The 15,459-nt window shown below is 54.7% G+C and carries 13 protein-coding genes and 1 riboswitch; of the genes, 3 read left to right on the plus strand and 10 right to left on the minus strand.

What is annotated here, in order from left to right; translation table 11 throughout:
- Positions 1-7 precede the first annotated feature (7 nt).
- Positions 8-1,423: an adenosylhomocysteinase gene (ahcY, locus tag QSJ34_RS17285; protein ID WP_285577678.1), complete on the minus strand. Its 1,416-nt coding sequence runs from the start codon at positions 1,421-1,423 to the stop codon at positions 8-10.
- 60 nt (positions 1,424-1,483) lie between these two features.
- Positions 1,484-1,571, minus strand: a riboswitch (S-adenosyl-L-homocysteine riboswitch).
- 256 nt (positions 1,572-1,827) lie between these two features.
- On the opposite strand from ahcY, the gene QSJ34_RS17290 reads away from it, so the two are divergent.
- A complete protein-coding gene (locus QSJ34_RS17290; protein ID WP_285577681.1) occupies positions 1,828-2,172 on the plus strand; it encodes a ComEA family DNA-binding protein in 345 nt (114 codons plus the stop codon).
- Positions 2,173-2,531: 359 nt separating this feature from the next.
- Here QSJ34_RS17290 and QSJ34_RS17295 read toward each other — a convergent pair whose 3' ends face one another.
- From QSJ34_RS17295 to QSJ34_RS17325, 7 genes are all read right to left on the minus strand, one after another.
- The gene (locus QSJ34_RS17295; RefSeq protein WP_285577682.1) at positions 2,532-2,921 is read right to left on the minus strand and encodes a hypothetical protein; all 390 of its coding nucleotides are present in this window, start codon (positions 2,919-2,921) and stop codon (positions 2,532-2,534) included.
- Positions 2,922-2,930: 9 nt separating this feature from the next.
- Positions 2,931-3,650: an RHS repeat-associated core domain-containing protein gene (locus QSJ34_RS17300; RefSeq protein WP_285577684.1), complete on the minus strand. Its 720-nt coding sequence runs from the start codon at positions 3,648-3,650 to the stop codon at positions 2,931-2,933.
- 191 nt (positions 3,651-3,841) lie between these two features.
- Entirely contained in the window at positions 3,842-4,090 is a 249-nt protein-coding gene (locus tag QSJ34_RS17305; protein ID WP_285577685.1) for a hypothetical protein, read from the minus strand.
- A 147-nt stretch (positions 4,091-4,237) separates the two neighbouring features.
- On the minus strand, positions 4,238-4,804 hold the full coding sequence (locus tag QSJ34_RS17310; RefSeq protein ID WP_285577686.1) for a hypothetical protein: 567 nt from the start codon (positions 4,802-4,804) through the stop codon (positions 4,238-4,240).
- A 364-nt stretch (positions 4,805-5,168) separates the two neighbouring features.
- Positions 5,169-6,209 carry a site-specific tyrosine recombinase XerC gene (gene xerC / locus QSJ34_RS17315; RefSeq protein WP_285577688.1) on the minus strand — a complete coding sequence of 347 codons (1,041 nt, stop codon included), beginning with the start codon at positions 6,207-6,209 and terminating at the stop codon, positions 5,169-5,171.
- The gene (locus tag QSJ34_RS17320) at positions 6,206-8,935 is read right to left on the minus strand and encodes a toprim domain-containing protein (RefSeq protein WP_285577691.1); all 2,730 of its coding nucleotides are present in this window, start codon (positions 8,933-8,935) and stop codon (positions 6,206-6,208) included. The genes xerC and QSJ34_RS17320 overlap by 4 nt, the downstream gene beginning before the upstream one ends.
- Positions 8,919-9,698: a recombinase family protein gene (locus QSJ34_RS17325; RefSeq protein ID WP_285577693.1), complete on the minus strand. Its 780-nt coding sequence runs from the start codon at positions 9,696-9,698 to the stop codon at positions 8,919-8,921. Before QSJ34_RS17325 ends, QSJ34_RS17320 begins: the two co-directional genes overlap by 17 nt.
- 461 nt (positions 9,699-10,159) lie before the next feature.
- Between QSJ34_RS17325 and QSJ34_RS17330 the strand changes: the two genes are divergently transcribed.
- Together QSJ34_RS17330 and QSJ34_RS17335 are read left to right on the plus strand one after the other, a co-directional pair.
- Positions 10,160-10,531: a hypothetical protein gene (locus QSJ34_RS17330; RefSeq protein ID WP_285577695.1), complete on the plus strand. Its 372-nt coding sequence runs from the start codon at positions 10,160-10,162 to the stop codon at positions 10,529-10,531.
- A 1,028-nt stretch (positions 10,532-11,559) separates the two neighbouring features.
- Positions 11,560-12,744 carry a hypothetical protein gene (locus QSJ34_RS17335; protein WP_285577696.1) on the plus strand — a complete coding sequence of 395 codons (1,185 nt, stop codon included), beginning with the start codon at positions 11,560-11,562 and terminating at the stop codon, positions 12,742-12,744.
- A gap of 66 nt (positions 12,745-12,810) precedes the next feature.
- On the opposite strand, the gene QSJ34_RS17340 is transcribed toward QSJ34_RS17335, so the two are convergent.
- Entirely contained in the window at positions 12,811-14,862 is a 2,052-nt protein-coding gene (locus tag QSJ34_RS17340) for a hypothetical protein (RefSeq protein WP_285577699.1), read from the minus strand.
- Between the two features lie 73 nt (positions 14,863-14,935).
- The gene (locus QSJ34_RS17345; protein WP_285577701.1) at positions 14,936-15,427 is read right to left on the minus strand and encodes a hypothetical protein; all 492 of its coding nucleotides are present in this window, start codon (positions 15,425-15,427) and stop codon (positions 14,936-14,938) included.
- Between the last annotated feature and the right edge of the window lie 32 nt (positions 15,428-15,459).

Genomic DNA, 15,459 nt, shown 5'->3' on the forward strand with positions numbered 1-15,459 from the left:
TGGGTTTTTAGTAGCGGTAGTGGTCGGCCTTGTAGGGCCCTTCCACCGGTACGCCAATGTACTTGGCCTGGTCGGGGCGAAGGGCCGTGAGCTTGGCGTTGAGGGTCTGCAGCTGCAGCCGCGCCACCTGCTCGTCGAGGTGCTTGGGTAGCGTGTAGACGCCGACCTGGTATTCGCCCTTCTTGGTCCACAGCTCGATCTGGGCCAAGGTCTGATTGGCGAACGATGAGGACATCACGTAGCTCGGATGGCCCGTGCCGCAGCCCAGGTTCACGAGGCGGCCCTTGGCCAGGAGGATGATGCGGTTGCCCCCAGGATATTTGGCGGAGGCGGGGAAGATGATGTGGTCCACCTGGGGCTTGATCTCTTCCCACTGGTACTTCTCGAGGCTCGCGACGTCGATCTCGCTATCGAAGTGGCCGATGTTGCACACGATGGCGTTGTGCTTCATGCGCGTCATGTGGTCGTGCGTGATGACGTGAAAGTTGCCCGTGCAGGTGACGAAGATGTCGGCCTTGTCGCAGGCTTCGTCCATGGTCACCACGCGGTAGCCTTCCATCGCTGCCTGCAGCGCGCAGATGGGATCGATCTCCGTGACCCACACCTGAGCGGACAAAGCTCGTAACGCCTGGGCGCTGCCCTTGCCCACGTCGCCGTAGCCGCAGACGACGGCGATCTTGCCGGCCACCATCACGTCGGTGGCGCGCTTGATGGCGTCCACCAAGGACTCGCGGCAGCCGTAGAGGTTGTCGAACTTGCTCTTGGTGACGCTGTCGTTGACGTTGATGGCGGGGAATTTCAGCTCACCCTTCTTGGCCATCTCATACAGACGGTGCACGCCGGTGGTGGTCTCTTCCGTCACGCCCTGGATCTTGGCCAGCTGGGTGGAGTACCAGTTCGGCTGTGCGGCCAGGCGCTTCTTGATGGATGCGAAGAGCACGGTGGCCTCCTCGCTGTCGGGATGATCGAGCACGTGGATGTCCTGCTCGGCCCGGGCGCCCAGGTGCAGCAGCAGGGTGGCGTCGCCGCCATCGTCGAGGATCATGTTGGCGCCGCTTTCGAAATCGAAGATGCGGTGCGTGTAATCCCAGTAGTCCGGCAGGGTCTCACCCTTGATGGCGAAGACCGGCGTGCCGCCCGCGGCGATGGCGGCGGCGGCATGATCCTGGGTGCTGAAGATGTTGCAGCTGGCCCAGCGGACTTCCGCGCCAAGCGCTTTCAGCGTCTCGATGAGCACGGCGGTCTGGATGGTCATGTGCAGCGAGCCCGCGATGCGCGCGCCCTTGAGGGGCTGCTTCGCGGCGTACTGCTGGCGGATGGCCATGAGGGCGGGCATCTCGCCCTCGGCGATGGCGATCTCCTTGCGGCCCCAGGCGGCAAGGGACAGATCGGCGACAATGAAGTCGGTGGCGGCAACGGTCATGGGACCTCCTCGAAGGGCCGGGCGACGGATGGGGAGCCACCTCATCGACCCGATTCAGGGTTGAGGTGAGCGCCGTTCCTGGTCGATGCGCCCGAGCCTGAGATCCCAAACAGCCCATCTGCCGGGTCCTGCAGCGCTCCTCGGACGCCATCAGATTAATCGGTTCCGACAGGGATTCGAAGGCGGGATTTTTCAAGTTCACATATCTGTCATGTTTAATAAATAATTTAAAATTAAATTACATTTTTTAATTATTAAAATAATTATAATTATTATAAATTTTGAAAATTTTGTCACTTAATTATGACTTATTTTTATTTATTAAAATTATAAGACAAACCATAATAGAACTTACAAATCGGCACAACTCTCGATTGGATTGGTTTGCCTGAAAGGAGGCAACCATGTCCAACCCCTTCACCACCATGGCCTTGGCGCTCGCCCTGGCCCTCCCCCTCGCCGCGGCTCCCGCGGGCACCACCCGGGCTCCCCAGCGCCCCATCAATTTGAACAGCGCCGGCGTGACCGAGCTCATGCAGCTGCCTCGCATCGGGCAGAAGACGGCGGAACGGATCATCGCCTTCCGCAAGTGTCGGATCCAAGATTCTTTGCGAATGATCAGTAATGGATGCGACTCTCCATTACGTTATGCAAATATCCAACATCACCCAATAGATCCACCTCTGCATAAACAACTATTAATCACACAATTGGACCAGTCACATTTTGTGACCAGTCCAATTCCTTGAACTCTGCATGTCGACAAATAGCCGTTAAGGCTCCCTCAGGCACCAGTCCGGGATGCGTTCCTCCTGTGCCTCCAGGCTCAAGCCGAAGCCTGCTTGGTCGAGGTAGACCATGCCCCTGACCTTGGTAGCCTTAAGACCAACCCAGATCAATTTGTTGCCTTTTACAATGCAGTCAACACCCATACATTGCTAGGTGTCGTCGCCAACAGGGCTGTTCAGCCTTGAGGCTATGGGTCGCCGAACGGTAGGAGGTCTCTACAACACACAAAGCAAAGCCCACCATCGCTGTGGGCTTTGCTTGCATCAACAACCTGGATGAAGCTTTGAAAAGCAAGAATTGCGGCTAGTAGAAAGCCTTATTATCGTTCATATTTTTCTATTATTTTTTCAAATTTTAATTTATCCACCTTCCCATGAGAAAACTCTGAACTTAAAAAATTACCTTCAGAATCAATATAATACACAACAGAGTTATAGATAATTTTTGCCCGAACTCGACCCTCATTAAAAATGATTTTGTTATTATTTTTAGATTCCCTTAAGATCGATTCGATTCTATTTATATCTCTAGTGTCGCTTATGACAATCATGTCAGCTCCACACTTTTCCATATTTTCCATCATCACGGCAGTAATAGTTTCAATTCTAAAAGGCAGATACCATATTTTCATAGTCGCCTCTCCTGCTTGCAGAGTTAAAGGTATCGCCCATATTAATAATATTTTTTTAAGCTGATGAACATTCAACATAACCATCCTTTATTGAGCTGTTACAACGACAGTTGCTGAGGCTTCTGAAACAAAACCACCCCCTTTATAAGAAGTGCGCGGTTTTATCCCCATTACTTGCCTATAAGGATTTTCTGTTTTGTTAACATTATCCATTAGATTTGGACCTCCAACATCTCGTGTTCCATCTTCATGTCCGATTTCGTGAGCTGCAACAACATCTAAAGGCGTAGCTGCTGGGCCGTTAGCAGTCATCAAATAGAATGTTCCATTTGGGTTAATGTTCACGCTGTTGTCCTTTGGATCCCAGTATGCAGCTCTATCACCAGTTTTATCAGTGGCTCTTACAATTAACGGGCGACCATTCTGTGCTTTTTGGCCGCGATTATGTGCTTTCTCCACAACTTTTGTATTCATAGCTTTTTTAACTGCAGCTTTTACCTTGTTTTCATTGCGGATACCTGTTTTTTCAAATTTTATATTATTTCCTAGATCTTCTTTTTTAGTTTGCGCGTCCTTTTGGGCTTTCGAAGCAGCCTTATCGGCTTCGTTTCTAAATGCATGCTCGGTGATCGGATTATCAGTAGGAACGGGGTCTGGTGCCATTCCAGTCGGGTCAATCTTCATCACCGGGTTGTTCTGGCAGTAGCTATAAATATTCCAGCTCTGCGTCTCTTCAAAATGCTGGTCCCGTGCTGGGTCGGGGCTTAGGAACCTGCCGTATTGCGGCGCGTAGAAACGAGCCTGCATGTATGGCATCAACTGGCTATCTACGCGAATAGCCCTGATTCATCGATGCCGCATGGATTTTCAATGATCTAGACCGAAGTCCTACGAAGAGACCCCCTGAGGTGCGACTTCCAAGGGTTTGCTCACCTCAACCATCTCCCCTCATGCGGGCTCAGATGGCAGGAGAGCCTGAACAGAATTGGCGCTTGTAGCTATCGCTTCTTGTTTGACTGAGACAGGACAGAACCAGCAAGGGACTTGGTGGCATCACTAAATTTGTCACTCTGGAGCACCTTAGAAGCCTTGGCTTCCATCTCCTTTCCGGTTTCCTTGCCGGTGTGCGCCTGAGAAACAACAGAGGCAGCAAGTGACTTTGCAGTCGCTGAGGCGTTGGGATCGGAAAGAGTCTTGGCGGCTTGGTGAGTGACCTTCGCCCCGGACTGTTTATTGTTCTTCGTCATCTTTGACTCCCTTGGAGAATTGAGGTTGTTAATGAGTTGATCTGGGCTAAGACTTACTGCGTGAATCTAAATATCTAGTTTTTGAATGACCTTCACTTCTGACTCTGAACGACATTGCACAACGGCTTGAGGGGTCTGCTCGAAAATTCAATTCCCCTTCTTTTTTGCCCCCGTGCCCTTCTTGTCCTTCTCGTCCTTTTCATCCTTCAAGAAGTCTTTCGACCCCATTTCCATACCCCGCTTCAGGATTTGAGCGTAGAGGCTCGGATTCTCCTTCTGAATTCTCGCCTTCAGCTTCTTGATTACCCGATGGGGGTTGAGCAACAACACGAACTGGTAGTCATGGGTTCCTTTGCTGCACTTAATGAATCCCAACTCTTCCAGTGACTTCATCCGTTTCCGCCAGGTATACACGCTCCTGCCGCCAGAAAACCCGGCTTCAGTAGCCAGCTCTAAAGGTGTGGAGATCTCTACCACCTGTTCTGCAAGGCTCCGGGACCACAAGCAAAAGAATGTGTAGCCTGCAGAAGCCTCCTTCGTCATCGCATCGATGATGTTGATGATGAGAGGCATTGTCCTGGGGGAGACAACCCAACCATGCTCCGTCCGGTGCCATAGATCCTCCTCGTTGACCTCGGACCAAAGCTCCTCACGATACTGAGCAGCCCTGTCTTCCATCTTGTTTCGCCGTGCTGCCCTCTGCTTCACATTCATAGGTTCTCCAGAAAGGGGGCTCATGGCTCAAAGCTTGGAGGTCTGAGCCGCACGGGTCGCGCAAATCCCATGTTGAGCCCCACCACAATGCTCGTGTCGCAAGTGTTGTAATTCAATGACCTAGATTATTATTCCTGGCGACTCCCTGAACTTGCCCATGCATCTTGCCCTTTTGAAATGTATGGATTTCGGCAAGTGAAACAAGTCAAATGCACGAAATCGTGTAATACATTTTTCACATCATCTGCAATAAATAAACTTACGCCAAGCGCCCCTTGTATTCCCGTATATCTGTCTTCCTGGGTTGTCGCTGGTTATCCCGGTAGTCCTGGGTGCAGGGGCTGAGACCCCCCCCCCTAAGGCATTAGGTTCTGCCCGCTCCTGGCTCTAGCTCCTCTCCGTCAAGAGAGTGTTTGCCAGCTACGGGCATCCTCCCCGGATGGGTCGCAGTGTGGATGGCTTTCAACGCCCGGATGCTGACCTTCGTATAGACCTGGGTTGTCTCCAAGCTGGCATGACCCAGCATGTCCTGGATGTAGCGGATGTCTGCCCCGTTCTCCAGCATCAGCGTTGCCATCGTGTGCCGGAACAGATGGCAGGCACCATCCTTCCCGATGGCTGCCTTGGTGACATGCTTCTTCACGAGCATGGTCAGGTGGAACGGCTTGAGAGGATTCCCGAGGTTGTTCAGGAAGAGGGTTCCGTCATCGGGCTTGTCTCCCAGCAGCTCAGGACGGGCACGGTCCCGATAGGCTGCGATCCACGCCAGCGCCCTTTCCCCGATGGGGATCATTCGATCCTTCTTCCCCTTGCCCTCCCGGATGAAGAGCGTTCCCCGCTCCCGGTCTACATCCGAGATGGACAGCTTGGTCATCTCCATGCGCCGGATGCCCGTGCTGTAGAAGGTCTCCAGGATTGCCCGGTCTCTGAGCCCTACGGCTGTCCTGATGTCAGGCACGGCTAGAACGGCTTCCGTTTCCTTGGCGGTGAGGATGGCTTTCGGAAGCCGCCGCGCCACCTTGGGCAGCTCAAGCTCAGCGGCGGGGCTATGCTCCAGCACCCCCTGCTTCACAAGCCAACTGAACCACTGCCTCAAGGGGATCAGTAGGAATTGCTGACTCCGGGCGGTCAGGGGCTCTCCGTTCTTCTTGCGGTGATGGAAGAGGAAGCGCTGAAATCGCTCCACCAGGGCACGGTCAATCTGGCTGGGCTTGGTCAGGCTGCGTTCCTCACACCAGCGGATGAACCGGATGAGCCCCGCCTTGCTGGAGGACACCGAATGCGGAGACTGCCCCTTCACGCCCATGTGCGTCAGGTAGCGCTGCATGTGGTGGTAGAGGCTGTCTGGGTCATCCATGCCGCTGAGGGGAGGCAGAACCGACTTCCTTCCTCCATGAGCCTTCATCGAACCACCCCGGCGAGATTTGACGGTTCCGCGAGGGAGACCCCATGAGGTGCCTTTTCAGCCTCAGCGAAGGAAAAACCAACTAGATGCCCGTCAGAACTGGCTTTCTTCACCTCAGCCGCACCCTGACCATCCCCCGACTGATCCCCGACCACACCCCGACCAGTGACCGCCTGAATCCGCCCGCAATCAATCAGACCCAGGAGCTTCGCCCGCCCGTCCGCGTCCTCTCCCTCAAACACCAGCTCATAGGCATAGCTCTTTCCCTGCCTGCCTCGATGAATCAGCAGCAATTCCATCTCGACCAACCGCGCCAGATGAACCTTGAGCTGGGTGTCTCCCCATCCGAGGGACTCACGGATCTGCCTGCGGGTGAAGCGGAAGTCAGCCTGAGGAAGGGAGAGCCGCCCACATTCACCCTGAACCCATCCATACAGCAGCCCCAGGAGCTTCCGGGTCTGCGGCAGCAGCTCATCCAGGGTTCTCCCCAGCACCTCCTGAGCAAGGTCATTCGCCAGGGCGATGTCTTCGGGGGTGACCTCGATGTAGCGAAGGGGTTTGCCCTGATGGGTGAGGGTTCTGACTTCGCGCTGGAACTGATGCAGCAGGGCGATGGACCGGATGAGGGTCAGATACTTCACATGATCCCGCCTAGATCGGGTCTGATCGTCCCTGAAGCTCAGTTGATCGGCGTAGGGGTTCACGACCGCCAGGGGCTCCAGGAGCCTTTGTGCGTTGCGATGAAGGGCGATGAGGCTATCCCTGCTTGTCTTTGCCAGAAGCCCTTCCAGGGTCTCTCTGGAGCGCTGGCTTCCGTGAATGGCTCGTGTCTGCTCCCGGCTCTCATCCACAGTCAGGACAAGGCAACGGTTCAATAGTTCCTCATCCAGTTCAGCCGCCGTGGTGGTCAGGAACAGCATCACCGGACCCTCTACCGTGTAGTCGTGGGTCTCCAGCATCCCCGTGGTGGCGTTCTTGCCGGTGGAAGCCATGGTGACCCTACCTTCGGACTGGAGGAGTTTCAGGGCATAGCTGGCTTGTCTCGCCCCTTCCTCTTCCGCAATTGCCAGCACCTTATGGGTCAGATTGCGGTCTCCCATGTAGAAGATGGACTGCCCGCTCATGGCGGAATACCGAACCAGATCCTCATCGGGCATGAAGTCGAGCACGGCATCCATCAGGCTCGTTTTACCGGCAGCACTCGCGGATTGAATGAGCAGGGCTAAAGGACGATCCAGAAGCCGAGACACTGCCGCCAGATAGCCCGTGAGCTTGTTCGACTCCTCGCCCACCACGCCCAAGGCTTCAAAGTCATGCAGCACCCGGCGCATGAGGTCTGGCGATTTCAGAAGGGATAGAGCTTCCGCCCGCTCCTCCTCGCTGACTTCAGGGCGCTGATCCTTCTTTCGCAGGGCTTCCGCGAGAAGGTCAGCCTGCATCCCCTCCACCTTCCGAAGCACCTTCCCCAGCTCCAGTTTCAGGGCATCCTCACTGGCTCCCAGCTCCGAGCTTGCCTGCCGGATGAAGGCGGTTCGAGCCTTGGCGTGGTAGAGATCCAGGGAATCAATGTGGAAGCGGTCTTCCATGGAGACCATGAGGTTGACCTTGAGGAACTCGGGATTGAGCGCCTTCTGCCAGCCCCGGACGCGATAGGTTCGACCCGACATGGGCAGCAGCAAGTCCTGACCTTGGATCTCGTGGGGGAGGTCATCACCAGGGGTATAAGCCGCGTGAGGCGTGGTTGGCTTGGGGGGCTGGGTGGGTGCAATTGTGGTCGCCTGGGTAGTCGCCTGGGCGGGTGCCTGGGTGGGCGAGTGAGTGGGTGCCTTGGTTCCTGGTTTGATGGTTTCCCGGGAATCCGGCTTCCTGGTTTCCTGGGAAGAAGGGTGGGAATACGCCTGGGAGGGAAACCGGGGAACCGCTTGAGTGCCTGAACTAGGGCAATCCATCTCCTCTGCGGCACGAATGACCTTCCCCAAGGCTTGAGCCGCTGGAGGAGTCTTCAGGGCAAGAGAATTGGCGTCCATGCCCTCGGGAAACCGGATGCGATGGCAGGCGATGCCATGGACTGAAAGCTGGGCTGCCACCTTCAGAGCGGCTTGCTCCCCTGCCTCATCCGACTCATACGCGATCAGCACCCGCTGGGTTCCATGCCGCTGGAACGCCCTCAGGTGGTCTTCGGTGAATCCGTCCACGCCATAGGCGGCGGTGACATGGCGATACCCCGCACACCAGTAGGTCAGAGCATCCATGACGGACTTCGCCAGGATCACTTCCTCAGCGCCTTTGAGCCCGTCTAGGTTCCACACCCCGCGATGAGGTCCAGGCAGGTAGGTATGCAGCGGAGTCCCCTTCCGCAGGTTGTCCAAGAGCTTCCGCCCATAGACCTGGACCACCTTCCCCGCCTCATCGAGGATCGGAATCACGAGGCTGCCATTGAAATGCTCATGCCCGCTTTCACGGTAAAGCCCGACCTCAGCCAGCCGCCCGCGAATCTCAGCCCCCGCCTTGAGTTGCTTGACGGGCAAGGTCAGCCCAAGAGACCGATTGGCGTAGCCGAGGCGGAAGCGCTCAATAGCCTCTGGATGGTGGATGCCACGGGCTTTCAGGTAGTCCATGGCTTCAGGTGAGGTCTTCAGGGTCTCGTGGTAGTACTCCACGACTTGCCTTAGAAGGGTCTGTCCTTCTGCCTGTAAGGAGATGGGGGCTTCAGTCGTGCGCGGCATGGGCTTCTCCTTCAGCCGTAGAGGGGTCAGTAAGGCTCGTGGGGATGTCTGTGCTGGCATCCATGCAGGGATTACCTCCCTTGAGAATTCGAGCGATCTGGACGGGCAGGAACGCCTTCCCCGTGCGCGTGGTGATGCCACTTTCGGATAGCCGTTTGCCTATGGCGCGAAGGGATACACCTTCCTTCCTGAGTTGGTGGATGAGGCTCACCGTCTGCATCTCCTCAGGCACCACCTGGAGCAAGCCATCCACACATCGGAAGCCGTAGGGCTCAAAGCCGCCTGTATATCTACCCGATGACTTCATGTGCGCCATCGCCATGGAAGTGCGCTCGGAGATGACATCCCGCTCGAACTCACTCAGGACCGCCAGCATCCGAAAGACCATCTTCCCCGTGCTGGAAGTGGTGTCGATCCGCTCAGATAGGGACACCAGATCCGCGCCCTTCCGCTCCAAGGTCTCCGCAATCATCAGCGTGTCCCTTGTAGAGCGTGCAAGGCGGCTCAGGCTGTAGACAACGAGCGAGTCACCACGGCTTACAGCCTTGAGGGCTTCCTGAAGCGCAGGACGGTTATCGCAACGCCCACCACTGAGCCCACGATCCACCAGGACTTCCACCAGTTCATAGGTGTTTGCGAGGCACCATCCACGGATCTTCTCCGTCTGTGCATCCAGGCTCACGCCGAAGTCAGCCTGATCCGTGGTGCTGACACGGCAGTAGCCGATGGCTCGAAGGTGTTGTCTGATCCGTTTTGCGTTCATTGATGCTCTCCTGACTGACCACAGCGGGGTCCCTTGGTGACGGGAGCGACCCGCCGTAACGGGGATGCAGCCCACTTTTCAGCCCCATTTCTCACTCAAGGCACAGAGCATCCGCCGCAGTCCCAATGGACCGCTACCCCTGCCTCTCTCTTCTGAAGTCCTACATGGAGCCTTCTAAGCCCCTGTGTTGGATTACCACCCTTCAGCCATCTCCACCCCGCAAGGTCGAAGACACTTCTAGTATCCCAGTCGCACGAATGTAATCCGGGGTGACGGGAAGGATGTGGAAGAGATGCCATCACCCGCAAACCTGCATGGGGCGGGTGTTTGCCGCTGTTGTCTTCTGAATTCTGTAGGACAGGGGGCACTCTGCATTGATTCCGAGGTCACGCGGAATCAATACCAATGCGCCTTCATCTCAGACACGAGATCATGAGGGATCGGCTTCGCGGAGACATGAAATGGGACGCCCACGCATTCACGGAAAAGAGCAGCAGACCTTCAGACTGTCCAAACCCCTCATCGAAGCGTTAGAAGTCAGGTGCAGGGAAGAGGGGATGGAGAAGGGTGAAGTGGTGGAAGCCCTACTTAGAAGCGCCATGGGGATGCCACCACCGCCTGACCAGGAGGCGCTGGTTGAGTGCCTTCAGAAGTGCCGCAAGGACCACTTCGGAAGCGACTATCGATTGAGTCAGGCGCTGTCCATCGTGATGGGCGAAACGATTCCGGCAACTCGTTTGAGGGGATGGGCTGCTGATCGCTGCATACCCAGTCATGTCGTCCCATACATTGAACGGCTCGCGTCCGTTGCCGCAATCGTTCAGAAAACTTGATTCATTCATGACGAATATCCAACTTTGCAAAGTAGGCTATTCGATCAAATCAAGCATCCATTCGTTACGAAATTAGCCTTCCGGCGTGTCCCAGCGCACCAGGGGTAGCTCCAACGCCGTTTTCGGGCGCAAAAGTGCTTCGAAAATGAGGCGTAGATTGCCCTAGCGGAGCCCAGTGAGGGTGGTATTGAAATGATTGGTTTTATCTTTGAACGCACATAGTAGTAAGCCTACCCCACTGCCCATGCAGCTTGGTTGTCCACGCGATTCCCAGGTGAAAAGAGACGGTGGTAATAGGTAAAGAGGCAGCACGCTGAGGAGACAGCAGCAAACTGAGGGGACTTCTCATCCCTCCCGGCGGCTAGCACCTGATCGGGACCTCGGAGAGTCAAGGAGCAAACGATTGAGGGAATCAGACCCGAAACTTGTGGGTGTCGAAAGGCTAACCACAGGGAGAGCGTTGGACGCCGGTAAGGCGTGGGACTCCGCTTTGAGCTAGGTATCGGCAAACCGCCTAGCGCAGTAAAACGATGCGGAACTCCTCTCGGGGCTATAAGTGTATCGACTCATACACATCTGACCTCGAACACTACTTACCACCTGAGCGACGAGCGGGCGCTAGCAGGAGCGAGGAGGCGGCTTCAAAACTACCTTCAATCTCCCATCCGCAACAAGCGACTAGCGACTAGACGCATCCACTGCATGAGGGTCATGAGTTGAAGGCTGGTGGTAAGCAATAAGGAAGGGAGGAACAAGGGTTCTAGGGGGAATGAAATTGCAAGCCGCTGCAAGCATTCTCAACGGTAATCCTCAGCAGGAAGCAGTCGCTAAACATTGATTTTGTGTGAATTTCACACAGATCAGAAGCCAGGCTACTGCTGCATTTAAGATCAATCGAGCAAACAGCCCACTGGATCGGCTGATTGCACAACGCTGCTCACAAGGGTGATGCGGTGAGGCATCGCCGTGGGCAACAACCACTACCATGACCATCCGCCTTCGGAAGGGTCATCAACTGGAGTTAGGTCTTGAGCTACAAGAAGAAGACCCGAAGGAAAGCAGTCAGGGACCAATTCGATATTCACCTTCAGGCTGAGCGCCTGATCGTGGACTTGGAAATCGAGTCCTCCGACCCCAATCAGGCAGAGGCTCTAGCGATCATCCGACGATGCGGTTCGCTCGCTACAGCACAGGTAAGAGCCCTGCGATGGAAGAACAGCTATGGGAGGGAGGTCGGCACTATTGATGGGATCAACAAGTGCGGGGTCTCAGTCTGCCCCTTTTGCAACGGGGACCTTGTAGAGGCTGAGCAAGACCGCCTCTATGCGCGGTTCCAGGAGCTAAAGCAGTCGGGGCAATTGGAGAACACCACCACCTACTTTGGGATGTTCACTTGTGGGCATGGGAAAGGCGACAGCATTGCCGAGCTGGTAGCGCTTCTCAAAGGAGCCCACAAGAAATTCCATATGATGCCAGGAGTAAGCCAAGCGATTGCTGGAGGGTTCTTTGCAATCGAATGCACAACGGGGATGGGTAAGAAGTATGGACCTCATCCGCACATTCAGTTCGTCTACACCTTTCGGGGGACGGACAGGAAGGCACATCAGAGGTTGCTTGAGCTGATGGAATCCGTGTTCCGAGCCTACATTGAAGCTCACAGCCTTGCGGTCCTTGGGGCACAGCGAACCGTCTCTTGGCGATGGAACTGGGTTAAGAATGAGGGCGAAGGAGATGTAGGGTTTTATGGAGTCACTGGTTCGAACTGGGATCTTTTCCAGGAGATCACGAACGGCTTTGCAAAAGACGATGGGCTCTGCAGCGCCCTGGCTCCAGATGAGTTCGCGGAATTCTTCCTTTCGATGAAGGGAACGGGGTGGTTCGGCGCGTGCGGCTTCTGGAACTGCGATGCCGTAGAGCCTAACGAAAGCCGCCTGGAGGTTGTAGCGACCTTCACTCCCGAGCAGTGGAACCTGATGCCCCTTGAGGTGAAGCGGATTCTCCGCACCGTCGCCATGGACACGAAGCACTGGAGCGCCGAAGAAGTCGGCGAATACGCTGAGTTGGCAGTCCAGCAGCCACAGGGTAAGCCGATGGGTTCAGGTGTTCACTCTCGGTTCTTCAAGGACTTCCTGAAGATCAAGGGATGCGTTATCGGCGGCTTCTCCAGTCCATCCGGGCACGATCCCGAGACGGGGGCTTCGGGCGCAGCCTGATACGAGGCATGAGGGCTATGCCTCAGGAAGACCACGACCCCAGGGGACACCAAGCCTCTGGGGTTGTTAGGTCGTCGGCAGTCCAAGCTTGTCGAAGAAGGCGCGGTTCCTTTCCTTCGCCGCGTTCACGAGCCGGTCAAAGGAGATGACTTCGATGTAGGCGTTGTAGTTATCGTTGTAACCGAAGTATCCCATTTTATCGCTCGTGACCTTCAAGCCCTTCATCTTGCAGCGAGTTTGCATCGTCTGCGTCAGATCGGCGATCACATAGCAGAAGCCGGGAATCAGTTCAGAATTCGGGATTGGTCTACCCTTCACTGTCGTCACTTCTCCGCGCCGCACCCGTTCCAGGTAGCCCAACGCCTGTTCGATAGGATCCTTGTCTTCGCCTTCGCGGGCATCGTTCCGGAATGGTCTCTTCAACTCGATGACAGTGATGGTTGCGAGTGGGACGCTTGCACCTTCTGCAACTAGGAGCGGGTTGTCATACACATTCAATGCAAGGATGTCGGGCTCCTTTGTTGCCTCAGATCCCGTGACCGGCATGGAGCTTATGGTTTTGTCAGACGCGAGGTAGTTATGGAAGGTCAGCCTCTCATCAATCAGCCAAAGGTTGCACTGATTGGGGTCCATCTCAGTCGAATCGAGCCCCATCGGGACAATGAGCTTATGAATGAGTTCTTCACGAGCCACACTTCCGTCTTCCTTGCGGGCAATCGCCTTCTCCAGCAGGTCGAGAATCACCTTCCTGTGGGAGACATAGCTTGCTAGGTCGGATTTCTTGATGTCCTCTATCGTGCTTAGGTAGCTATCAACTCGCCGCTGGTAGTCGCCCAGGCTCTCGATGTCCTTCGGGATCATGATGTCGTGCCCGTCGGCGAGCATTTTGTTCTCGATCTCAGTCAGGCACTTGTGCAAGTGGACATCAAGATCCTTGTTGGGCATCTCAGGGTCGATGTTCAGCTTGTCGGCGGACAATCTCGGAATGATTGACTTATACCTCGGGGCACTGGTGTTGACGAACTCATCAACCCTTTCTCTTACAAGGCGCTTGTTCTCTTGAAGCAACGGGGACAGGTGCGATTCCACCGCGCCAAGGATCGCCTTCCGAATATCACCCATCGATATTTCGACATCAGCGAACATTCCATCACGGACCTCATCGATGGTCAGATCCGTGCGATCAGCTCGGACATTGGCATCAAGGAACTCGGACCGCACATAGCAGCCATAGATGAAGGTGCCATTTTCGTCAGTGATCTTGCCGTAAAGCCCATTGATCTTGCCGTTGATCGGCTCTTCCTTCACTACCCGGTTGGCAGCACAGTAGGCGATTTTGTGGGTCTGAGCTGAACTGACATGCAGTTTCACATGGGTCAACTCGAAGTCGATCCCCTTGATCTGGATGTCCTCTACCTTCGTCGAATCCGCCATGTGGGCTTCATACACTTCTTCGAGTCCAATAGACTCATCACCATCGATGATTCGAATCGATGGGGCACCACCGGGGCGAACGAAATACCAAAGGCAATGCTCGAAGAGCGCCCGTGCAATGGTGTCGATGGTCTTGAAGGAAGCTTCTCTATAAGTCTTCTCGAACCCGTGGAGGTGAACTGCGGTCTTCCGTTCGTCAGCATCCCCTGCCGGATTGTCGGAATGCGCGAAAATCGCGTTCTTATCATCGAAGCTGAACTTCTTTCGTCGCTTCTTCGATTCCCCGTCCAGGTAGACGCTATCGACATAAACCTTATCGAAGGCTTTCAGCCATAGCAGGCGTCCAACGCCCCTGCATCCCTGTGCTGCTTTGTGTTCACTATCCAAGGTTTCGAAGGACACATAGTTCTTTGAATCGAACCCAACGCCGTTATCGACCACCCGGAAACCGAGGATTTTCGCGGTGGCATCAGGACCGCGCTTCTTTGGCTTTCCATCGTATGGCAAAGATGGTGGGTCATCCCGGATGATCTCAACCGTGATCTCTCCCTTATCAGTCGGGATCTCTGCCTCTTCGAGAGCCTGGATGGAGTTCACGACCGCCTCGAAGAGCGGCATCAAGCCATGGCTCTTAGGTAGGTCTGTGTTACGAAGCCGACCTTTGAGGTTCGTTTCAAGAGCCATGGTGGGACCTCATCGAAGGGACCGAATGCTCAGGCAGTATGCAGTGCTTTGTTCATGCAAAGGACATGAAGCCCTATTCTTCCTTTGGAGTCGGATACGCTTTTTTCTGAAAAGCCGCTTCTATCGCGTCTTTTTGTAACTCCAAAATGTTTTTAATAGCATCCGAAAAAGCATGACGCTTTAGCTTAAAAATTCTTCCGCCAACCGAAACCCGGTCCAGTGGTCTATCCATCATAATGAGAATTTTTGATTTATTTTTTACCCCAATAATCACCAATCGACCATCCATAGAAGCGTTAGAAACGCTTTGGAAATCCGACTCATTATATAGCGTCAGGAGCCTTTCTCTTTCTTCGGATGCAACCTCAACCACAACGCCCATTTTTTCTATTTTTTCAGGACTTGGAGAGTGACTGAACATTACATGAAATGGAACAACAATCACTTTTTCAAACGAATCGACTTTTACTTTGCTAGAGGCGGTTAAGTCCCCTCCCCCAAAAACCAAAATCAATCCAAATATGAACCCAGCTCGAAACGGTGAACAGAGATTGAGTTTTTTCACTTTCCCCTCCCTCAAGGATTGAGACTATAGAG

The sequence above is a fragment of the Geothrix limicola genome, from assembly GCF_030268085.1.
GTDB classification, from domain to species: domain Bacteria; phylum Acidobacteriota; class Holophagae; order Holophagales; family Holophagaceae; genus Geothrix; species Geothrix limicola.

Excerpts from the sequence above, each read along its gene's own strand:
- xerC (WP_285577688.1), bottom strand. The coding sequence starts at position 6,209 with ATGAAGGCTCATGGAGGAAGGAAGTCGGTTCTGCCTCCCCTCAGCGGC.
- QSJ34_RS17305 (WP_285577685.1), bottom strand. The coding sequence starts at position 4,090 with ATGACGAAGAACAATAAACAGTCCGGGGCGAAGGTCACTCACCAAGCC.
- QSJ34_RS17290 (WP_285577681.1), top strand. The coding sequence starts at position 1,828 with ATGTCCAACCCCTTCACCACCATGGCCTTGGCGCTCGCCCTGGCCCTC.
- QSJ34_RS17295 (WP_285577682.1), bottom strand. The coding sequence starts at position 2,921 with ATGTTGAATGTTCATCAGCTTAAAAAAATATTATTAATATGGGCGATA.
- ahcY (WP_285577678.1), bottom strand. The coding sequence starts at position 1,423 with ATGACCGTTGCCGCCACCGACTTCATTGTCGCCGATCTGTCCCTTGCC.
- QSJ34_RS17300 (WP_285577684.1), bottom strand. The coding sequence starts at position 3,650 with ATGCAGGCTCGTTTCTACGCGCCGCAATACGGCAGGTTCCTAAGCCCC.
- QSJ34_RS17330 (WP_285577695.1), top strand. The coding sequence starts at position 10,160 with ATGGGACGCCCACGCATTCACGGAAAAGAGCAGCAGACCTTCAGACTG.
- QSJ34_RS17325 (WP_285577693.1), bottom strand. The coding sequence starts at position 9,698 with ATGAACGCAAAACGGATCAGACAACACCTTCGAGCCATCGGCTACTGC.
- QSJ34_RS17320 (WP_285577691.1), bottom strand. The coding sequence starts at position 8,935 with ATGCCGCGCACGACTGAAGCCCCCATCTCCTTACAGGCAGAAGGACAG.
- QSJ34_RS17310 (WP_285577686.1), bottom strand. The coding sequence starts at position 4,804 with ATGAATGTGAAGCAGAGGGCAGCACGGCGAAACAAGATGGAAGACAGG.
- QSJ34_RS17340 (WP_285577699.1), bottom strand. The coding sequence starts at position 14,862 with ATGGCTCTTGAAACGAACCTCAAAGGTCGGCTTCGTAACACAGACCTA.